Raw genomic sequence first — 22,190 nt, 5'->3', positions numbered from 1 at the left:
AGGGCGCAGATCCGGGGGAACTAGTGGCGCACCCTGTGCTGCTGGCGAAAACAGAACAGCTTGAGGCTGATGTCGGCGAGGTCGGCGGGCAGCTCCTGCGCCGTCTCACAGAGGGGTTGATAGAGGGAGTCCAGCAACCGCTGGGCTTGTTCCTGGGTGATGATGCCGGCCTGCACAGCCGGTTGTATCCATCTTGGCAGCATCGACATATGAACCCCCTTGCTGACCGGATAACCGCAGCCGAACTGGCCTGACTGCGGGTGGCGCCTGCCGGCTCACATTGGTGCGGGCCGCCAGAGACGCGCGATTGATCCTCTCTGCCAACAGAGCAAGCATAATGCTTGCCGTGATCTGTTATCGGCCGCCAGCCATCCTGGCAACAGTGATTTATCAAGCGGTTGGCGCGCCTTGACTGGCCCTTGTTGACGACTAGGCCCCCCTTGTTTGCCACTGCGCCAACCGGTGGTGGCAGCAGATTGGCGCAAAATGGGAAAATAGGCCCATCTGAATCGCAAAATGCCACTCGCAGATCGCTTTTGCTGCCTTCATCCCGCCCCTTGTCGCCAAAGCCCGACACCTTTTTGACGAGGCTCTTTTCGGTGTAGTCAGGGGCTGTCGTGCCCGTACCGGCTTTGCCTTGTGCCTCCTTGCCCTTGTGCCAAGATGACCGCAAGCAAGAGACGCATCCCGTGATGCATTTGAGGAGAAGAGAGAATGAACAAATCCATGTTGGCAGGAGTCGGGATCGGTGTGGCCTCTGCGCTGGCCTTGTCAGCCGCCGCCAGCGGATCCCTGTTTTCATCACAGCCTCAGTTCGCCGAAGTGCTGGCCAGCAAAGCGGTGACCGAGACCATCAAGACCCCCCGTCAGGAGTGTCGCAACGTCACCGTGACCCACCGCAAGCCGGTGCAGGACGAGCACAAGATCCTGGGTACCGTGGTTGGCGCGGCGCTGGGCGGCGTGCTTGGCAACCAGTTTGGTGGCGGCAACGGCAAGAAGGTGGCAACCGCCGCGGGTGCCGTGGCGGGGGGCTATGCCGGCAACCAGGTGCAGGGCAACATGCAGGCCGGTGATACCTACACCACCACCGAGCAGCGCTGCAAGACGGTGCAAGAGAGCAGCACCCGCACCCTGGGTTATGACGTCACCTACCGCCTCGCCGGTCAGGAAGGGGTGATCCGCATGAACAAGGCCCCCGGCGCCACCATCCCGGTCAAGGATGGCAAGCTGGTGATCGACGGCCCCCAGAGCGGCAGCTGATCCCGTCAGCCTGTCCCGCTCAGAGGCCCATCCTGGTGATGGGCCTCGCTGTTTTTGGCGCTCCTGGCCGATAACAGAAACAACAGAAAGGGGCCCGCAGGCCCCTTTCTTATTGCTCAATCATCCTCAGTGGCGACCGAAGGGCCACCAGGACTTGTCGTTGTCCAGAATGTCGACCCGGGTCTCCTGCAGGTTACCCGGTTGGCCACCTTGCAATGCAGCCAGGCTCACCTTGAACTGCTCGGTCGGCTCGACAAACCAGTCATCGATGATCAGCACCTTGACCGACTTGCTGCCCCCCTCGCCTGCGGCCCAGCTCACCGATTGGCCGAACCAGGGCAGGAAATCCAGCCCCCAGCGCGCAGTGACCCCGTCAAGGGCCACCCGGGCCCGGGCCGGCTTGCTCAGATCGCCACTGCGCACCAGCGGGATCTCGGCAAACCACTGCCCCTCGTTCACCGTCAGGCTGGCGCGCGCCAGCGAGATGGTGGACGGCGCCAGCTTGTCCTTGATGGTCACCAGGGTCTGGTGCTGCTCGCCCAGGGTCGCGCCACTCGGGTCAAACAGCTCCAGGGTAAAGGTCTCGTCCCCTTCGCGCAGGGTGTCGCTCTTCACCGGGATGCTGATGGTCTGACTGTCGCTCTGCCCGGCGGCCCAGTGCAGGGTGCCGGTGAGCGGTGCCACGTCGTTGGCATCGGCGCTGCCGTAGGCAATGCGGTAGCTGACGCTGACCTCCCCATAGCTGCCGTCGCGGCGCGCCACGCTCAAGGCCAGGGTGTTGCCCTCCTCCACATTGGCAGCGGCGCTCTCGAGGCTCAATACCCCGGCGGGTGGCAGCGGATACTGGATGGCCACCAGCACCGGATCGTGATCCGAGGCGCTGAAGGGCCCTTCGGATTTCGCCAGCTGGCCGCTGTACTTAGTGCCGTACTCGAAGAAGTTGCTCTCGGCGGAATTGATGTGCCAATCCTCGATGCCGATCACCTTGGCCGCGAGGCTCGGGTTTGCCAGGGCGTGATCCAGGTTGCCGAGCTCCCCTTCGTAGCTGTAGGAGTAGGTGTCGGTGCCGTGGAAGCGGGTGTTGAGGTTCACCAGACCATACCCCTTGCCAAGGACGCTGCCGCTCTCCTCGAAGGGCTGACCCGCCAGGGTGGTGAAGGAGGCGCTCATGATCTGGCGCGCCTGGGCAGCCGGATCATAGTCGGTCAGCACCCGGATCGGATCCTCCATGCCGTAGGCGTTCATGTCGCCAATGAGCAGCAGATCCCCGGCCAAATCCTTGAGCTGTTCTCCCAGCACCTTGGCGGCGGAGACCCGCAGCGCATTGCAGTGGCCCTGGCCATCCAGCGGATCGGCAGTGGCGTAGTCGGGGTAATCTTCGAAGCAGGCGGAACCCTTGGACTTGAGGTGGTTGACCACCAAGGTCAGCGGCGCATCCCCCTTGGGCGAGCTGAAGCGCTGCACCAGCGACTCGCGCATCCCCTGGTTGATGGTCACCGGCTTGCCGCTGGCATCCACCGCCTCGGCCTGCTGCACCGGCAGCGCGATGAGGCTGGCGGCCCCCTCCGGGGTCACCTTGGCGGGTCGGTAGATCAGCCCCACCGTGATGGCGTCGGTGCCAATCGGCTTGCCATCCGGCGAGGCAATCCAGCGGTAGTGATCCGCCTCATCCGGCTGGGCAGCGTTCAAGGCCGCCACCAGGTTGGCGATGGCGGAGTTGTCACCGTAGCCGTTGTTCTCTATCTCCATCAGCCCCACCACATCGGCATTGAGGCGGGTGATGGCGCTGACGATCTTGGTGCGCTGCAGCTCGAACTCCGCCACCGTCGGGGCGCCCCGGTTGCTGCCGGTGGGGTTGGCATCGCCCCCCACGACCGTGGTGAAGAAGTTGAGCACATTGAAGCTGGCGACCCGCAGATCCCCCGCCTCGGCAAGTTCCGGCGTTTCCACCCGATCCCAGCCACTGTGATCTATCTGGCTGGCGCCAATGCGGTTGCTGGCCACCAGTCGGAACAGGTTGTAGGAGTAGCCAAGCGCCCCTTCCAGCCCGTTGAGCTTGTCGCCGATGCGCAGGTAACCGTACTCGGCGTTGAAGCCGGGGAACCAGGGCAGCACGCCATCCGGCGCCTTGGCGTCGGTCTCCACCACCAGCTGGTTCTGCTGGTTGCGCAGGGCCCAGTTGCTCGCCTCCTGGCTCATGGCGGCAAATTTCTGGGTCGACTTGATGAGCGGCGCGCCATAGGCCAGCACCAGGTTGTTGCGCTTGCCGTCGTAATCGAAGCTGAAGTTGCGGGTCACCACCAGGCTGGAGCCCGGCACCAGCCGTACCTGCATCCCCTCGTGACGCTCCAGCAGCTGGCTCAGGCTCTCGCCCGCCACCGGCAGCAGATCCACCGCGGCCGGGATGGCCCCCAGCGGCCGGGTCACCACCAGCTCGTCGGCGTTGAGCTGGGTCTGGTTGAAATACTCCTTCACCTTGCCAGAGACGCACACTTCGGCCCCCGGCACGACGGCAGCATTGGCCTTGGTGCTGTAAACGAAGAGGCCGTCGGAGGTGGCCGGATCGCCATCCCCCTGCTCATCCTGAATGAAGAAGCCCTTGTAGAGGCCGCTGACTACCTGGGTCACCACGCCGCGGGTGGCGTAGGCCTGTTCGGACTCGAACTTGCCGGCCGGCACCAGCGGGCTGCTGGTGCCGGGGCCCTGAATGGCGGGCACCGGCACCAGGCTGTCCACCGGGCAGACGAAGGCGGGCGGCTGGGTACCATCGCAGGGACCATCGCCGCTGCAACCCAGGCCACTGCCGTCATCTTTCGGGGCGGCCACGTATTCCAGCGCCGGATCGAAGGGGGCGGTTGCATCAGTCCGACCCATGGTGACGGTGGCCTTGCGGCGCAGGGTCATGTCCAGGGTCGAGACGCCGCCCGACACCCAGGCCGAGCCCGGATCCACCCCCACCTGGCCGAAGCTGTCCACTATCTCGCTGCCGCGATAGAGCACCAGAGCGTCGTCACCGTTGAACACCAGGTTGCCGCTGGTGCGGTTGGCCTTGGCCAGGATCTCGCTGCTGGCGGAGGGGTTGGCCAGCACCAAGGTGGCGCCAGGGGCCAGCGTGCCTTGCAGCGCCAGACTGTTGGTGGGTGATTCGCTGATGGGTTTGCCGTTGGCGTAGAGCGCCAACCGATATTGGGAGAGATCGACAAGGTCGCTGCCGAGGTTGCTCAGCTCCACCGCCTTGTTGTTGCCCGAGCCTTCCAGGTATTCGCTGATGAGCAGCTGTGCCTGTGCCGGTCCCGCCAGCGCCAGCCCGACGGCCAGCGCTACCAGAGAGTGTCTTCCTGACATGCCAGTTTCCTTTTTCTTTTTGATGTTATGTTTTGCGCCCCGCCAGACGGGCCGCAGCACCTGATTACAACCCTGATTGCGCATCATGGCGGCCTTTGCCGACCATGGCGCCTACTCTGCCCGTTTGCGCGAAGGGTCACCGCGAGCTGGCTAACAATTACAGAAAAATGTTGCGACCAGGTGACAAAAAAGGGGGCTTTTTTCAGACCCCTTGCCACTATTTTCCGTTATTTCCCGCCCGCCGGTATTTGCTGCCGCCAATAGGCAAAAGGGGCGCACAAGATGGCGACACAAGCTGACATATCGCGTAAAAACAGTCGCTTGCCACCCCACCAGCTGCCGCACGCAGCAGCCTGTTTATTAATTAGGCGATCTGGTAAGCGACACCGGATGGGTGCCCCCCATTGCCCGCCCAAAATAACCAGATGCACGCTTGAGCGGCGGGGTGAAAATAACCTCCCAGCCTATTTCAGGCGCCGTCATGTCAGTGCCGAACGACGGTTTGCAAGGCTCATCGAGGGGCGACTCCGTCACCCCTTGCAGCACTTCTTCACCGCCCGCACCACGTTCTGATAACCGGTGCAGCGACACAGATTCCCCGACAGGCCTCGGCGGATCTCCGCCTCGGTCAAGGGTCGGCGATCTGTCTTGTCGAGCAGGGCGGCGCTCGCCATCACAAGGCCCGGGGTACAAAAACCACACTGCACTGCCCCCTCGTCGATGAAGGCCTGCTGCACATCGGAGAGCTGATTCCCCTTACGCTCCCCCTCCACGGTGCGAATGGATTTGCCATCGGCCCATACCGCCAGATAGAGGCAGCTGTCGATGGCGGTGCCATCCACCCGCACGGTACAGGCGCCGCACTCACCGACACTGCACCCCTCTTTCACGCTGATCAGCCCCTGGCCGCGCAGGAAGTGGAGCAGCGACATATTGGGGGACACAGCGTAGCAGTAAGGCTTGCCGTTGATTTCGCACTGGATTTCCACGGCGGGACAGGTTTGCGGTTGCATCATAGAATTTTGCCTCCGGCACGTTCGACGGCGCAGGTGATCACCCGCTGCGCCAGGGTCTTGATCAGGTGCAGGCGAAAGGCTTTCTCCGCCCGCCAGGAGGAGCGCGGCGCCACATCGGCCACCACCGCCTCGGCAATCGCGGCCAGCGTGGCGCGAGTCAGGGGTTGCCCCTCGGCCGCGGCTTCCGCGTGAGGCGTGCGCACCGGTGTCGGTGCCGCCACCCCGTAGGCCAGCCGCAGGCATTTGAAGTGGCCATCCTCAATCTGGCAGTAGGCGGCGCAGCCGATGGTGGCGATATCCATGGCACCCCGCATGGCGTACTTGAAGTAGTGGGAGCCCACCTGGGGGTGCGCGTCCGGGGCAAAGTGAAACGCCACCAGGATTTCCGCCGGTTGCAGCGCCACCTTGCCCGGGCCGGTATGAAATCCGGCGATGGGGATGCGGCGCGTGCCATCGGGGCCGGCGATTTCCAGCTCGGCCTCCAGCGCAACCGTAGGCGCCGCCGAGTCGGCACTGGTGGCGCCGTTGCAGATGTTGCCGCCATAGGTGGCCACGTTGCGGATCTGCGGGCCGGCGATGGTGGCGGCGGCCTCGGCCAGCATCGGCAGGCGGCGCTGCACCAGCTCGTTTTCGATGAGCTCGGTAAAGGTGGTGCCAGAGCCGATGCGAATAGAGCCGTCGGCCAGCTCGCTCACCCCCTTGAGTTCGGGCAAGTCGTGAATATCGACGATATGACGATAGGCTGCGTTGAGGTGATGGAGCTGGATCATCACATCGGTGCCACCGGCCAAGAGGCGCGCCTCTGGGTCGGCCTGGCGCAAGGCGATTGCCTCGGCCACGCTGTGGGCCTTGTAGTAACGGGCAATATCAAACATGGCGTTGCTCCTCCCCTGCTCCCTCGCCAATCAGACCCGCCGCGACAAACTCCCGAAACAGGGTCTTGGGGGTGATGGGCAGCTCGTTGATGGCGACCCCGGTCGCCATGCGAATGGCGTTACGGATCGCCGGGCCCGGCGAGATGATGGGCGGTTCCCCCAGGGATTTATGGCCATAGACCGACTGGGGCTCGTAGGTCTGCACGAAATCGCATTCAAGCTCGGGCAAGTCCAGCATGGTGGGGAACTTGTAGTCGAGCAGGTTGGGGTTGCGCACCACGCCGGTCTTGGCGTCGATGATCATCTCCTCGAACAGGGACCAGCCGATCCCCATCCCCATGCCGCCGTGCACCTGCCCCTCCGCCAGCTGCGGGTTGAGGATCTTGCCCGCATCGTGCAGGTTGAGAATGCGGTTGATGGTCACCTTGCAGAGATCGATGTCGACACTGAGATCGACGAAGGTGCAGCCAAAACTGGGCGGGTTGGTGGTGGTCTTGTGGGAGACCTCCGAGGTGATCTGGCCGCCGATGGTGAGGTGGTAATAGGCGTTGACCGATACCTCGGCGACGCTTATCAGCACCTTGTCCGGCGCACCGGCCAGCACCACGTAACCGTCGATCAGGGTGAGCGACCCCACATCCTGATGGCAGAGCTGGGCTGCCAGCGACAAAATGCGGGCCCGCAACTGCAGCGCCGCCTGATGGATGGCGGGGGCCGCCACATAGCTCTGGCGCGAGGCGAACGAGCCCGGATCGTAGGCGGTGATGTCGGTATCCTGGGTCGAAATGACCCGGATCTGCTCAAACGGAATGCCCAAGGTCTGGGCCGCCATCTGGGCAAAGACGGTGTCCGATCCCTGTCCTATCTCGGTGGCGCCGATCTGCAGATTGACGGTGCCATCCTGATTGAGCAGCATACGGGCGCCGGCAATTTCGACCCCCACCGGATAGGTGTTGGAGCCGTAGCTGAAGCAGGCCACCCCGATGCCGCGTCGTACCCGGCTCGCCGGATCCTGTGCCAGACACTCGGCCTTGAGCCGCTCCCACTGGAACTGCTCGCCGCCCCGACGCAGACACTCAGGGAGCCCTGCGCTGTAGATGGTCTTCTGGTTGACCTGATTGACGTCCCCTTCGCGGGCCACGTTGGCGATGCGCACCGCAAGCGGATCCAGACCCAACTCGGCGCAGGCATCGTCCAGCATGCATTCGAGGGCAAACACCACCTGCGGCGCGCCGTAACCGCGCATGGCACCGGCGGTGGGCAGGTTGCTGTAGAAGGTTTTGGCGTCATAGCCAAAGGCGCTGCGCGGATAGAGGTAGCTTATCTTGTTGGCGCCGGCGCTGGCGATGGAGTGGCCGTGGGAGGCATAGCCGCCGGTGTTGGAGAGCACGTCCAGCTGATACCCCTTGAGGGTGCCATCCCGGCTGATGCCGAGGGTGCCGTCGATGGCAAAGCCGTGGCGGGTGCGGGAGGCAAAGAAGCACTCCTCCCGGCTCAGGGTCACCTTGACCGGCACGCCACCGAGCTGGTAGCTCAGAAACGCCGCCATCGGCTCTTCCAGCACATCCTGCTTGTTGCCAAAACCGCCGCCCATGTAGGGCTTAATCACCCGCACGCTCGACCAGGGCAGGCCGAGGGATTTGGCCACCCGGCTGCGCACAATCTGGGGGATCTGGGTGCTGCTGACGACGATGATGTGGTCCGGCTGATCCATGTAGGCGTAGCAGGTGACCGTCTCCAGATGGCAGTGCTGCACCACCGGCGTCTGGTAGTGCCCCTTGAACTGCAAGTCGGCGGCGGCGATGGCCTGCTCCGGTTCCCCCGCCCGGATCTGGCTCTGGCGCAGCAGGTTGCCGGTTGGGTGTATGGGATAGGCCCCCTCGGCCAGGGCGCTGGCCGCATCCGTCATCACCGGCAGCGGCTCGTAGGTCACCTTGACCAGGGCGGCGGCCTTCTCGGCAACCAGGGGATCGCGGGCCACCACGATGGCGACGCCATCGCCGAAGTGACGCACATGGTCGGTGAGCAGGCGCCGGTCTTTCACGTCCCGCTTGGTCTCATCGAGGGACCAGGCGTGACCGGCGGTACGAAAACAGGTGGTGGGCACATCCTCGTGGGTGAACACGGCTTCGACCCCGTGCAGGGCCAGCGCCTCGCTGGCATCGATGGTGAGCACCTTGCCGTGGGCGATATGGCTTCGCACGTACTTGGCGTGGCGCATGCCGAGCATGATGTTGTCGTCGGTGTAGCGGGCGCTGCCGGTCACCTTGGCCTCGGCATCCACCCGCTTGAGCGGTAATCCTATGGACATATGCAAGTCCTTTGTCAGGCAGAAAAAATCAGAACCGGTATAAAAAACAGCAAGATATGCGCCCGTTTCCGGCAAGGCGGGCCAACCGGGGGGCAAAGGCGGCGAGCAAAGGGAAGAAGTGTGAAGAAGATCCCATCCGGCGCCCATCAGGCTCTCCGTCATGGCCGTGGCCAGCCCCGCAGCAGCAGCCCATGGAGGACTCGGCGGCGCCAGTGGTCGGCGGCGTTATCAATCTGGTAAGCCCCGTTATCAAAATGGTATGAGTGCGGTTTGAAGGGCGGGGCCGGCCAAGAGAGGCTGGCCCCGCGATAGAGAAGGACGCGATGCGGACTAGATGGCCCAGCCGCCAGCGTAGAAGAGCACCAGCGCCAGGGCGATGATGACGGTGCCGACGTTGAGCTTGCGCCACTCCTTCGAGCAGATGCGGCCGATCACCAGGGCGCTGAAGCCCAGCATGATGCCGGTGACGATGTTGCAGGTGAGCACGATGAAGACGGCGCACAGCAGGCCGGACATGGCCCCGACGAAGTCATCGAAGTCGAGTCGGGCGACGTTGCTCAGCATCAAGAGACCCACGTACATCAATGCCGGTGCGGTGGCATAGGCCGGCACCAGGTAGGAGAGCGGCGAGAGGAACAACATCAACAGGAACAAGACCCCCACCACGGTGGCGGTGAGACCGGTCTTGCCGCCTGCCGCGGTGCCCGCCGCCGATTCGATGTAGACGGCGGCCGGCGCGGCCCCCACCAGACCGGAGAAGATGCTGCTGATGGAGTCGGCGCTGAGCGCCTTGCCGCTGTTGATGATGTGGCCATCCTTGTCCAGCAGATTGGCCTGCCCCGCCACGGCGCGAATGGTGCCGGTTGCATCAAACACCGCCGTCATCACCAGCGCCAGCACGCTTGGCAGCACCAGCGGCGAGAGCGCCCCCATGATGTCCAGGCTGAAGATGAGGGACTTGCCCTGCTCGTCGGCGAGGCTCGGCATGGCGAACAACCCCTGGTACTTGACCGCCGGATCGAAGATGAGACCGAAAATGGAGATGGCGATGATCACCAAGAGGATCCCGCCCGGCACCTTGAGCTTCTCCAGCCCGACGATGACCGCCAGCCCGATGAGAGACATGATGACCGGCATGGAGGTGAAGGCCCCCAGCGCCACCGGCAGCCCCTCCAGCGGGTTCTTGATCACCAGCCCCACCCCGTTGGCGGCGATCAGCAGCAGGAAGAGCCCGATGCCGATGCCGGTGCCGTGGGCAATCCCCATCGGCAGGTTGTCGAGGATCCAGCTGCGCACTCCGGTCACCGAGATGGCGGTAAACAGCACCCCCATCAGAAAGACGGCGCCGAGCGCCACCGGGATGGCGATCTGCTGCCCCAGCACCAGGCTGAAGGCGGTAAAGGCGGTAAGCGAGATGGCGCAGCCGATGGCCATCGGCAGCTTGGCCCAGAGCCCCATCAGCAGCGAACCAAAGCCTGCCACCAGACAGGTGGCCACGAACACGGCGCCGGGGGGAAAGCCCGCCTTGCCGAGCATGCTGGGCACCACGATCACCGAATAGACCATGGCGAGAAAGGTGGTGAGCCCCGCCAGCACCTCCTGGCGCACATTGCTGCCCCGCTCGCTGATCATGAAGTAGCGATCAAGCGCGCCGCCGGCGGGCTGTCGTCCCGCCGCCGCCCCTTTGTCCGCAACTGCCCCGTCCATCTCGTTTATCCTGCTTGTCTGGCTCATGGCCGACTCCTTCCTGCATCCCTGAATGTGTCGTGACGAAATGGCGGTCGGTGCCGTGGATCTCTGCTGCCACGGTCGCCGGCATCATGGGGTTGGCAGGCAAGGCAAACGTTTGACTTGCCGTCTAAAAAAACCGGGCCATTTCACCTGCTGTGGCGGGGCAAGCGCCTCGCCTGTCGTGCGGCGCAGGCACCACGCTGGTCCCTGCTGCCGTGTTCCCGGGGCGAGCATGCCCGCCCCTCTGCTTTGAAAACCGGATCAACCCCGCTCGTGCACCAGCTGACCATCCACGTAGGTGCGATAGATGGATCTGTCATCCCCCAGGGTCAGCAGCACGAACAGCTTGTCGCGCAAGGTGGTGGAGTTGTCGTAGCGCAGCTGCTGCAACGGGGTGGCGACCGGGTCGAGCACCACGAAATCCGCCTCCTTGCCCACCGCGAAGCTGCCGATCTGCTCGTCCAGCCCCAGCGCATGGGCGCCGCCCAGGGTGGCCAGGTAGAAGGCCTGATAGGCCGAGAGCCGCTCGCCCTGCAACTGCATCACCTTGTAGGCCTCGTTGAGGGTCTGCAGCATGTTGAAGGTGGTACCGGCGCCGATGTCGGTGCCCATCCCCACCTTCACCTGCTTGTGCCACGCCTTGTGCAGCTTGAAGAGGCCACTGCCCAGATAGAGGTTGGAGGTGGGGCAGAAGGCGATGGTGGAGCCGGTCTCCTTCAGGCAATCCCACTCCTGCTCTTCCAGATGGACGCAGTGGGCAAACACGCAGTTGTGGCCGGTGAGCCCGTGCTGGTGATAGACGTCGAGATAGCCCTGATGCTCTGGGAAGAGAGATTTCACCCAGGCTATCTCGGCCTTGTTCTCGCACAGGTGGGTGTGCAGATAGGTGGTCGGGTACTCTTCGCGCAGTCGTCTCGCCATCGCCAGCTGCGCCGGGGTCGAGGTGGGGGCAAAACGCGGCGTGATGGCGTAGAGCAAACGGCCATTGCCGTGCCAGCGCTCGATGAGTGCCTTGCTCTGCGCATAGCTGCTCTCGGCAGTGTCCAGCAGATAATCTGGCGCGTTGCGATCCATCATCACCTTGCCCGCGATCATCCGCATGTTGATGCGACTGGCCGCCTCGAACAGGGCATCCACCGACTCGGGGTGGACGGTGCCGAACACCAGCGCCGTGGTGGTGCCGTTTCGCAGCAGCTGCTTGATGAAGAAGGTGGACATCTCGCGGGCGTACTCGAGATCGTTGTAGCGCCGCTCGGCCGGGAAGGTGTGGCGGTTGAGCCACTCCAGCAGCTGCTCCCCATAGGCCCCCACCATCTCGCTTTGCGGGTAGTGGATGTGGGTATCGACGAAGCCGGGCACTATCATCTTGCCGCGATAATCCCGCACCCGTACCTGGGCCGGAATGCGATCACGGCCCTCCTCCCACTGGCCGAACCAGTCGATGCAGCCGTTGCGGATGATCAGCAGGCCGTCTTCGATGAGGCGGGCATTGGGCTCTATCTCCTCGGGCTGGCTCACCACCCGGGTGATGTCAAAGAAGCTGCCGCGCACCGCCTTGACGGAGTTGTCGTTTTTCATCTCTCAATTCCCTCTTGTTGTTCGTTAGCCGCGATCCACTTGCGGGGCGCGCACCTGGGCCTCGTCCATCGCCAGCCCCTGTTGGCGGGCGGTGGCCGACGGAATGGGCCGGGTGGCAAAACGGGTGTCGGGCTTGTCGCTCAGCTGGATCAGCTCCACCGCCTCGGCGGCATTGGCGGCCGCCTTGCGTCTGCGGCTCTGGGGCAGCACCAGGTTCATGATGATGGCGGTGATGCCGCCGGCGCAGATGGGGTTCTCCACCAGCATGTAGATCCCCGCCGGCAGCACCTTGAAGACGTTCGGGTCGTAGGAGACCCCGAGCCCCAGCCCGAGCGAGGTGGCGACGATCAGGGTCTCGCGCCGATCGAAGCCGTGACTGATGATGATGCGCCCGCCGGCGATGGCGATCATGGAGAACATGATGACCATGGCCCCCCCCATCACCGGTGACGGTATGGTGGTGAAGAAGCGCCCCACCACCGGGAAGAGGCCGAGCAGCACCAGGATGACGGCGATGAACTTGCCCACGTGGCGCGAGGCCACCCCGGTCATCTGGATGACGCCGTTGTTCTGGGCGAAGGTGGTGAGCGGCAGGGAGCCAAGTGCCGAGGCGATCACCGAGACCAACCCATCAGCCAGCACACCGCCGGAGAGCCGTTTTTGAAATTCAGGCCCCTGAATATCCCGGTGGGAGACCATGGCGGTGGCGGTGATGTCCCCCACCGCCTCCAGCACGCTCAGCAGATAGATAGTGCCCGCCAACATAAAGGCGTGAAAATCGAAGGAGAAACCGTACTTGAACGGGATGGGCACAGTGATGAGCGGCAGGTTATCAAGGGCGGAGAAATCCACCATGCCGAGCATCAGGGCCACCGCATAGCCCACCAGCAGGCCGATGGCGATGCCACTCATGCGAAGCAAGGGGCTCTTGCTGCAGTTGAAGGCGACGATGACGCAGAGCACCAAGAGCCCCAGGCCGATGTTCTCGTATTTGCCGAAGGTGCCGCTGCTCATGGCGGAGAAACCGCCGCCAAAGTCGATGATCCCCACCTTGATGAGGCTCAGGCCAATCATCAGCACCACCACCCCGCTCACGGTGGGGGTGATCACCCGCTTGAGATAGGGCAGCACGAAGGAGGAGCCCATCACCAGGAAGGCCCCGACGAAGGAGACCCCGAGCAGGGTCGAGACGATCAGCTCCTCGTGCAGGCCATCTTTTTTCATGGCGCTGCCAAGCGCAATCATCACGGTGACAAAGGAGAAGTTGACCGACTGAATGGAGAGCAGCCCCGAGCCGATGGGGCCGTAGCGGTTCACCTGCAGCCAGGTGCCGATGCCGGAGGCGATCATCGCCATGGAGACCAGGTAGGCGGTGGTCTCGGTGGAGAGGCCAAGGGCCCCGCCCACGATGAGGGCCGGCGTCACCATGGGCACGAAGATGGCCAGCAGGTGGGTCACGGCCCCCATCAGGGTTTGGTAAAAGGGAGGTTTGTCTTCGAGCGCGTAAATCAGGTCCGAGTGCTTGCGTGTTGTTTTAGACATCTTGATTGTCCCATCACACAGAATATGGGCGGAGTACTCATTCCGCTGTCAGGTGCTGGGGGCGAGCCTGCGCCCGCCCCTCACCTTTTCTTTTGTTATGCCGACGCTTGTTGCTCCAGCTTGCCCAGTTCGCGCAGGATCTGCTCCGGCGTGAAGTGCCACTTGCGCAGCCAGACACCGCAGGCGTCGTGGATGGCGGTGGCGATGGCAGGCGCCGCGCCGTTGACCCCGATCTCCGAGATGGACTTGGCGCCGTAAGGGCCGACCTTGTCGTCACTCGGTACCAGGAAGGCCCTAAAATCGCGCGGAATGTCGCCAATTTTGGGCGCGCCATAACTCTTCAGATCCCGGGTGAGCGGGATGCCCTTGCCGTCGTAGCAGATCTCCTCGGTCAGGGAGTGGCCGATGGCCCGCATGGTCGCCCCGTAGATCTGGCCGAGCGCCAGCTCCGGGTTGATGGGGGTGCCGCAGTCGAGCAGGGCGTAGAACTTGTCGAGCCGGATCTCGCCGGTTCTGACATTGACCGCCACCTCGGCGAAGTTGGCCCCGTACGGGAAGGCAAGCTCCGAGGTGATGTAGCTGGCGGTGCCCACCAGGATACCGAAGCCGGTCCCTGTCTCCGCCTTGTGGGCCAGCTTGGCGAGGCTCACCTCCCCCAGCTTGCCGCGCACCAGGCCCGGAAACGCCAGTTCAACATCGGCTACCGGCTCGCCCAGCATGGCGGCTCCGTGGAACAGGATCTTCTCCTTGAGGTTCTCGGCCGCCTTCTTGGCCGCGTTGCCGGAGAAGCAGGTGCCTGACGAGGCGTAGGCCCCCTTGTCAAACAGAGCGTGGTCGGTGTCACCTGAGATGACGTGCACATCCCCGAGCGGACAGTGCAGCACTTCGGCAGTCAGCTTGGCCACCACGGTATCGAGGCCAGTGCCGATATCGGCGCCACCTGAGTGGACGATAAAGGTGCCGTCCGATTCCAGCTTGACCATGCAGTTGGCCTGATCGATGTCCGGGATCCCCGATTTTTGCATGATGATGGCGACGCCACGACCAATGCGCCAATCCCCGTCGGCGGCTTTGGGGCTATCCCACTGGATAAGCTCGCGACCCTGTTTGAGGATGGGTTCGAGGGCGCAGCTGGCCGCATGGGGCACCGAGGTAGGCATCTTGCCCTCGCCGATGGCCCCCAGCACCTTGAGGATGTCCCCTTCGTGCACCCGGTTGTGCTCCACCATGTCGAGCTGATCGATGCCGAGTTTCTCGGCCAGTTCCGCAATGGCCATGGTCAGCGCGAAGTTGCCCTTGGGCGCACCATAACCCTGATAGGCGCCGGTCGGGCAGATGTTGCTGTAGTAGGTGTTGACGGTGAAGCGCACGTTCTCGCACGGATAGAGCGGCAAAGAGAGCGCCGGGCCGTTGCTCGGCACCGTCAACGAGTGGTTGCCGTAAGGGCCTGTGTTGGCACGAAAATCCATGTCGATGGCGGTGATGGTGCCATCCTTCTTGGCCCCCACTTTCACCTTCACCTTGGCCACGTGGCGGGAGGTGTTGCTGATGAACTCCTCTTCCCGGGTGTAGCGGAAGGTAACCGGGCGGCCGGTGACCTTGGTCGCCCAGGCGCACACCTCTTCCAGCAGGATGTCCTGCTTGGAGCCAAAGCCGCCCCCTACCCGCTCCTTGATCACATGCACCTGGTGCTGCTTCATGCCGACGATACGCGCCACCTGACGGCGCACGTGCCAGGGCACCTGGGTGGAGGCATGAATGACCAGACGCTCCCCATCCATGTAGGTAAAGCAGATATGCGGCTCGGTCGGGCACTGCTGGGCCTGGGTTGATTCGTAGGTGCGCTCGACAATCTCGTCCGCCTCGGCAAAGCCCTTGGCCACATCGCCAATCTGGCCATGGACGCTGGCGGCCAGGTTCTCGTGGGGGCGGGAGCCGATGGGGAAGTTGATGATCATGTGCTCGTCGCCGCGGCGCACCGAGCAGGCGTTCTGCTGCTCCAGATCCGCCGGCGCTCCGGCCATGTAGACGATGGGCTCGTCATGCACCAAGGGTGCATTGGGGGCCATCGCCTGGTCTATGTTCATGACCGCCGGCAGCACCTGATACTCGACCTCGATGAGTTTGAGCGCCGCCAATGCGATGGCTTCGCTCTCGGCCACCACGGCGGCCACCCGATCACCGACGTGGCGCAGCTTGCGGCCAAACATGCGGCGATCGAGCGGTGACGGCTCGGGCGCGCTCTGGCCACCCGGGGTGTAGTAGACATCCGGGCAGTTGAGGTGGGTGATGACGTGCACCACCCCCGCCATGGCTTCGGCGCGGCTCACATCGAGCTTGGTGATCACCGCATGGGGATGGGGGCTTCGCAGCATCTTGATGACCAGCGCATCCTCGGTGACCCTGTCCTCCACGTAGCAGGGTTTGGCCTGCACCATTTTTGCAGCGTCCACTTTCGGGCAGCTCTTGCCGATATGGCGCAGGTCGTCACGAAACTCGGGGGCAATCTGGCACAGATAATCGGGATCCTTCATCCGTGAACTGGCAAGCTCGATGGCCTGATAGAACTGCTGGTAGCCGCCATCGCGGTGAAAGAGGCCCGAGAGGGCGTCGTCGATTTGATCACGGTTGGGGTTGGGATGGCGATCAAGCAGGTCGGTGACAATCAGCGCCGCAGCCGGATCGTTGTAACCCGACTGCACCACCCCTACGTCCACCATGGCCTGCTGCACAAGACTGAGCTGGTTCCAGCTGCCCAGCGACTCGGCGGTGCGCACCTGCGCCCCATCCAGCTGGGCGGCGATCAGCAGGGAGGCGTTGATCACCTTGCCGTTGAACAAGATGGCGTCGGAGCCGGCAAAGCCGAAGCCGTCGTCGCTGTTGCGCACCGAGTGCATCCGGCACTGGTTGAACAGCACTCGCTGGGCATTCTCGCCCGCCGGGGTGATGACGGTGCGCAGGGCACCGTTCAGGGTAAAGTTGAGTTCCATCATGCCTGTACCTCCTGCTGCTGGCACTCCACCAGCAGATCCGCCACCACCACGCCGCTGATATAGCGCTTGTAGGCCACGCTGCCACCGAGATCCGCGCGCGGTGCAATCAGCGCGCTCACCGCCGCCTCGAGCGCCGCATCCCGCAGCTCATGACGCTCCACATCCCGCAGACGCATCGGCTGCGGCGTGACGCCCGCCAGGGCGACCCGCATTTCGCCAAGGGCATCGAGGGCCACCGCAGCAGTCATCACCGCCAGGCCGTCGGCGTTGCGGCTGATGCGGCGAGTGGCGCAGCGCAGCTCGGGCTCCGGCAGCACCACCCCCAGCACCAGCTCCTTGCGCTGGCCGGCCAGGTAGGCGTCGATGGGTTGCAGCTGGTTGTTCTCCAGCACCACCACGGCTTCAAGCACCAGCAGCACCGCCAACACTGGGGAGTCCTGCTGCTGGCAGGCAATTTCGCCGCCTAGGGTAGCCTGATTGCGCAGATGGCGGGAGTAGACAAACCCCAGCGCCTCGCACAGGGCGGCCGGGGTGCGGGGGTCATCTTTGAGGGCTTGCAGGGTAACGGTAGCGCCGATGTGGAGCTGACCGTGCTGCTGCTCAATCTGGCCAAGTCCGAGCTTGTCCAGCGAGATGGCGACCTTCTTGTCGGTGCGGGTCGGCGCGGCGTTGAGCTTGCTGCCGCCCCCCATGTAGACGGCGTCGTTACCGAAGCTGGCTTTGAGTTCCAAAGCCTGACCCAGTTGCTCGGGTCGGAAGAATTGCTCAATCATGTGTCGTCCTTACTCTTGCTGCCCGCCGCCGGGAAAATCCACAGAGCGGGCAATCCAGTCCAAACGTGCGGAGGGTGGCCTCAGGCCAGCGCGTCCATTCGTTGCCACAGGCGGCTCGCCACCTTGCTGGCCTGCTCATAAAGGGGCTCGACGTCAAAGGCGAACTCGCGATCCTGATAGACCATACGCCCCTCTACCATCACGCTGTTGACCGAGGATGAGCCCATGCCGAAGGCGAGATGGCCACCGAGGTTGCGCGGCGCCAGCGGGGTCGGTGCGGCGTAGTCGCAGATGGTGAGGTCGGCCTTGTAGCCAGGCTCCAGACGGCCAAATTTGGCGCCGAAGTTTCGCTCAAGCAATGTGTTGCCGTTCCAGAGGAACCGGGCAAAGCTGTCAGGCCAGAGCGCTCCGCCGGCATCCTTGTGTTTGAAGTAGGCGAACTTGAGCTCTTCGAGCATGTCGGAGCCGATACCGTCGGTGCCGAGCGCCAGGTTGCGGTATTCCGGCAGGTGCAGGTTGTAGCCCACGTGGTTGTTCATGTTGGAGCGGGCGTTATGTACCAGGAAGGCATCGCGGCTGTTGAGCAGCTCGATGTCGGCCGGGCTCAGGTAGATGCCGTGGGCGATCAGAGTCTTGCTGTCGACAAGACCAAACTCGTCCAGCCGGGCGATGGGCTCCTTGCCATGGTGGTGGTGGCCGTGGGCCATGTCGTATCTGTCTTCCGCCACATGGATATGCAGCCCGCGACCGGTGACCTGCACCGCTTCGCGCAGCATGGCGAGCCCCTCGTCAGGTACGGTGAAGGGGGCGTGGGCACCGATATGGGCCTCCACCAGATAGGGCTCGTTCCCCTTGGCCTTGGCGGCATCGATTGCTTGCGCGAACAATATGTTCTCCTCCACCCCGGCCTGCAGCTCGGCGAGGCCGCCGTTGCGATCCGTGGTCTCGAAGCAGGTCATGCCGCGCAACCCCGCCTCCACAAACCCTTTGCGCAGCACGTTTAGAGAGCCCTTGATGAGGTTGGGCGAAGCGTGGTGGTCGATCACCGCGCTGCAGCCACTCTTGATCGCTTCCAGCGAGCAGATGAGGCCGCTGTAGTAGAGAGACTCTTCATCGAGCGCCCGATCCAGCCGCCACCAGAGGTTTTTCAGGGTGGAGATAAAGTCCGGGCAAGGGGCGATATTGGCCATGATCCCCCGCGACAGGCCGGAGTAGAAGTGGTTGTGGGCACAGACGATGCCCGGCATCACCAGCTTGCCGCCCATCTCCCGATAGTTGGCCTGCGGGTAGAGGGCCCGCAGATTGGGCCCCACCGCTTTGATAAGGGTGCCTTCGATGGCGATATCCACCCCTTCCAACACCCGGGTCGGCTCCAGCTGGACGGCGGTGACGTTCTTCAGAATAAACATGGTTTGCTCCTTCGCTTATTCGTGGTTCGCTCAGGCCTCGACGGCCCCCAGCAGGTAGTGGTGATGAGCGTGGACATGGCTGATGATGCGGCACATGTCGCCAAGGGCCGCAGGCGCATCCTTGATCCGGCTCTGGGCGTCTATGGTCAGGCGATAGGTCTCGCCGCCCTGACGTACCCGCAGCTCACCGCCATCCGCCAGATAGAAACCGGGGTTGCGGCTGTTGTCGAAGTCCTCGGGCAGGCTGAAGATGGTGACCTTGTCCTGATAGGGCTTGCCCTGCCAGGGGCAGAACTGGGCGCAGTTGCCACATTCGTTGCAGTAGGCATCCAGGTGCAGGGTCTGGAACTGGTCCTTGAAGCCCGGCACAGCGATGGCGACGTTGGCCCGGTTGGGGCAGACGTCCACACACTTGCTGCAGAGGTAGTTGCACTCGAGGCAACGGTGCGCCTCTTGCGCCACGAAGGCCTCCCGCTCGCCCTTGTCCACCAGGGTGACGGCGATGTTTCCCTTGCGGCGGTAGATCTCGTCTTTGCCCGACGGCTGGGTGGTCACGTCACGCTGCTGGCTGGCGATATGCTCGCGGGTCAGCACCAGATCCGCGGCGCGGCGGGCACCGCCGATGGCACCGACGATGGAGGACGGGCCACTTTGCACGTCGCCAATCAAGAAGACGTTGCGACGGCTGGTTTCGCCGGTCTGGCTATCCACCTCGGGCCAGCCATCGCTGCCAAGGGGAATGCCCATGGCTTTCAATACTTCGCAATCAGGCTGCTCGCCGATGGCGGTGATCAGCGCATCCATCTGCATCACTTCGGTCTGCTCGGTGGGCACCGGACGGCGGCGACCCTGCTCGTCAGGTTCCCCCAGCGCCATCATCCGAACTGTGAGCTTGCCATCTTTCTCAAAGCGCTCCGGATTGGTGAGGAAGCAAAAACGCACCCCATCCTCCACCGCTTCCAGATACTCCTCGCGATAGGCGGGCATCTCTTTTTCGCTGCGGCGGTAGATCACGGTGACATCGCTGACACCGGGTACCTTGAGGGCGGCGCGGGCGCAGTCCATGGCGGTGTTGCCGGCACCGATCACCGCCACATGGCGGCCCAGCGGCAGCGGTTTGCCCTGATTGAAGCTTCGCAGGAAGTGGAAGGACTTGTAGACCCGATCATGACCCCCTTCGAGGCGCATGCCACCGTTCTTGTCGGCGCCGATGCCAACGAAGACATAGGTAAAGCCCTGGGCGTGCAGCTTGTCGACGGTGAGCGCCGGATCGCAGCCAAACTCGAACTTGACCCCGTGGGCGGCGACAAAGTCGATGTCGTGCTGGATCAGCTCCGCCGGAATGCGAAACTCGGGGATGATGTGCTTGACCACGCCACCGGCATCGGCTTCGCGCTCGAACACGGTGACCGGATGGCCGGCACGGGCCAGAAAGTAACCGGCGGAGAGACCGGCCGGGCCGGCGCCAATCACCGCAACCGGGTGCTTGTCACCACTGCCTGCCGGTTTGTGCCAGCGCGCCTTGTACCCTTCCCAGCCCCGCTCCAGCGCGACCTTCTTGAGCTCACGGATATTGAGCGGGCTGTCGTAATCGAGACGGGTACAGTTGTACTGGCACTGGTGATCGCAGATATGGCCGGTGATGGCGGGCAAGGCGTTGCGCTGATAAATCAGCTCAAGGGCTGCCACATATTCCCCCTCGCCCATCAGGCGAATGTACTCGGGGATGTCCTGATGCACGGCGCAGGCGGTAACGCAGGGCGCCACGTAGCAGTCAGTCAGCGGCAGGCCGCCACCCACTTCGATGCGATCGTCGGACTTCCACTCCTTCTGGGTGTAATCCATGGTGAGGGCCTTGGCGGCAAGGGTTTCCAGCTTCTCGACATCTACCTGGGTCATGGCCCAGCAATCGGAAGCGTCGATCTCGTTGAGGCACTCGATCTGGCGCAGGTAGCCACCCGGTTTGAGCAGGTCGGTGGCCATTGTGATGGGACGGATGCCGGTCTCGAAGATATCACTGATGTTGAACTTGCTGGCGCCACCGGAGTAGGAGATGGGCAGCTTGCCATCGAAGGCTCGCGACAGCACGGCGGCAACGTTGATGGAGAGCGGGAACAGCGCGCGGCCGGACATGTACATCTCATCCCCCGGCAGCGCCCCCTTGCGGTTGATGGTGCCGAGGGTATTGGTGAGTTTGACCCCAAAGGTGAGCCCCTTCTCGGTCCCCAGCGCCATCAGGCGGGTCAGCATCGCCTTGGCCTGATCCAGCTTGAGGTCGTGATCGAACGACGCTTCGCTCAAACCGATGTAATCAAAACCGCAGGTGTCGAGGATCTCGCGCACCCGCGGGTAGCCCAGCAGGGTCGGGTTGAGTTTGACGAAGGTGTTGAGCCCCTTCTCTTCCAGCATGTAACGGCAGATGGCCTCAATTTCATTCGGTGGGCAGCCATGCATGGTGGAGAGGGTGACGCCGTGCACCAGATTGGCCGGAATGCGCTCCACCAGCTGTTGCAGGCGAGCGCGGCGCGCCCCCAGTCCCAGCTCGGCGATAAACTGCTCGTCGGCCACCAGCTCGCGTACCACCTGCTGGTACTCGGCAAATTTCGGATTGCTGCCGGCATCCATCAGGCTGTGGATGAACTGCTGCATCGGTGGCTGTTTGATGCCGTCTAGGTTGTAGCCCACGCTCATGTTGAAGATGAAGGACTTGGCCTCCCCGTCGAGGCGCGGGTCGAACACCTCCTCCAGCAGGTAGAGGGCAAACCAGGCTTTCAGGTACTCGTCAAACGCCTTGGGCAGGGTGAACTCGGTGGACCATTCGGTGTTGAAGCACTCGTCTTCGGCATCGATGCAGGGCTTTTCCAGTTCGAGACGGTCCAGGATCTGCACCGTCTTGAGCTCGATAAAGCGCCCGCCGGTCAGCCAGGAGGTGACGATGTTCTGGGCCAACTGGGTATGGGGACCGGCTGCCGGGCCGATGGGAGTCTCGCAGGTTTCACCGAACACCTTGATCTTGCGCTCGTCCTGCTTGCGATAGAATTGCGCGGCGGGAATGCCGAAGATGGATTGACTCGCTTTATATTCCGAGAAGATACGGACCAGAAGGTTCTTGAAGGGAACGGGTCGCATAATATCGCCCATGTTGATCTCCTTGCAGCGGCACTGCTCATTGACAGGGTGAATAAATGGGGCCCATCCACAACCACGCATAAAAAGCCCCTTAAAACTGACAAGAGCAACAATCAGGCCAGCGCCGGATCTTTTTATTTTTCAGCCATAAAAACGTGAGGCACCTCCAATTAATAAAACATCGAAAGCCGATACCAGTTTCGACAATGAGAGTGGCTATCAACACCG

Annotated in this window: 13 protein-coding genes; 1 reads left to right on the top strand and 12 read right to left on the bottom strand. The window is 63.3% G+C overall.

Features of this window, described 5'->3' with window-relative positions:
* Positions 1–20: 20 nt before the first annotated feature.
* A complete protein-coding gene (locus PG900_RS02625; RefSeq protein ID WP_268000991.1) occupies positions 21–209 on the bottom strand; it encodes a hypothetical protein in 189 nt (62 codons plus the stop codon).
* A gap of 505 nt (positions 210–714) precedes the next feature.
* On the opposite strand from PG900_RS02625, the gene PG900_RS02620 reads away from it, so the two are divergent.
* Positions 715–1,260: a glycine zipper 2TM domain-containing protein gene (locus PG900_RS02620; RefSeq protein WP_016350791.1), complete on the top strand. Its 546-nt coding sequence runs from the start codon at positions 715–717 to the stop codon at positions 1,258–1,260.
* Between the two features lie 126 nt (positions 1,261–1,386).
* On the opposite strand, the gene PG900_RS02615 is transcribed toward PG900_RS02620, so the two are convergent.
* The 11 genes from PG900_RS02615 to ygfK form a co-directional block, all read right to left on the bottom strand.
* Positions 1,387–4,605, bottom strand: a complete 3,219-nt coding sequence (locus tag PG900_RS02615; protein WP_270830861.1) for an ExeM/NucH family extracellular endonuclease — start codon at positions 4,603–4,605, stop codon at positions 1,387–1,389.
* Positions 4,606–5,135: 530 nt separating this feature from the next.
* Entirely contained in the window at positions 5,136–5,621 is a 486-nt protein-coding gene (gene xdhC, locus PG900_RS02610; RefSeq protein ID WP_270830860.1) for a xanthine dehydrogenase iron sulfur-binding subunit XdhC, read from the bottom strand.
* On the bottom strand, positions 5,618–6,496 hold the full coding sequence (xdhB, locus tag PG900_RS02605; protein WP_270830859.1) for a xanthine dehydrogenase FAD-binding subunit XdhB: 879 nt from the start codon (positions 6,494–6,496) through the stop codon (positions 5,618–5,620). Before xdhB ends, xdhC begins: the two co-directional genes overlap by 4 nt.
* The gene (xdhA, locus tag PG900_RS02600) at positions 6,489–8,807 is read right to left on the bottom strand and encodes a xanthine dehydrogenase molybdenum-binding subunit XdhA (protein ID WP_270830858.1); all 2,319 of its coding nucleotides are present in this window, start codon (positions 8,805–8,807) and stop codon (positions 6,489–6,491) included. Before xdhA ends, xdhB begins: the two co-directional genes overlap by 8 nt.
* A 330-nt stretch (positions 8,808–9,137) precedes the next feature.
* The gene (locus tag PG900_RS02595; RefSeq protein ID WP_270831003.1) at positions 9,138–10,514 is read right to left on the bottom strand and encodes an NCS2 family permease; all 1,377 of its coding nucleotides are present in this window, start codon (positions 10,512–10,514) and stop codon (positions 9,138–9,140) included.
* 285 nt (positions 10,515–10,799) lie between these two features.
* Entirely contained in the window at positions 10,800–12,116 is a 1,317-nt protein-coding gene (gene guaD / locus PG900_RS02590) for a guanine deaminase (RefSeq protein WP_270830857.1), read from the bottom strand.
* Between the two features lie 24 nt (positions 12,117–12,140).
* Entirely contained in the window at positions 12,141–13,658 is a 1,518-nt protein-coding gene (locus tag PG900_RS02585; RefSeq protein WP_270830856.1) for a nucleobase:cation symporter-2 family protein, read from the bottom strand.
* 95 nt (positions 13,659–13,753) lie between these two features.
* Positions 13,754–16,651 carry a molybdopterin-dependent oxidoreductase Mo/Fe-S-binding subunit gene (locus tag PG900_RS02580; RefSeq protein ID WP_270830855.1) on the bottom strand — a complete coding sequence of 966 codons (2,898 nt, stop codon included), beginning with the start codon at positions 16,649–16,651 and terminating at the stop codon, positions 13,754–13,756.
* Positions 16,648–17,424, bottom strand: coding sequence for a molybdopterin-dependent oxidoreductase FAD-binding subunit (gene ygfM, locus PG900_RS02575; protein WP_065477400.1), 777 nt, complete (start codon positions 17,422–17,424; stop codon positions 16,648–16,650). Before ygfM ends, PG900_RS02580 begins: the two co-directional genes overlap by 4 nt.
* A gap of 80 nt (positions 17,425–17,504) precedes the next feature.
* The gene (gene ssnA, locus PG900_RS02570) at positions 17,505–18,833 is read right to left on the bottom strand and encodes a putative aminohydrolase SsnA (protein ID WP_270830854.1); all 1,329 of its coding nucleotides are present in this window, start codon (positions 18,831–18,833) and stop codon (positions 17,505–17,507) included.
* Between the two features lie 30 nt (positions 18,834–18,863).
* The gene (ygfK, locus tag PG900_RS02565; protein WP_270830853.1) at positions 18,864–21,974 is read right to left on the bottom strand and encodes a putative selenate reductase subunit YgfK; all 3,111 of its coding nucleotides are present in this window, start codon (positions 21,972–21,974) and stop codon (positions 18,864–18,866) included.
* Positions 21,975–22,190: the final 216 nt, after the last annotated feature.

It is taken from the genome of Aeromonas sp. QDB03 (genome assembly GCF_027707985.1).
GTDB lineage: Bacteria > Pseudomonadota > Gammaproteobacteria > Enterobacterales > Aeromonadaceae > Aeromonas > Aeromonas hydrophila.
The sequence above is the reverse complement of the archived record's forward strand: the minus strand, read 5'-3'. Positions and strand labels throughout refer to the sequence as shown.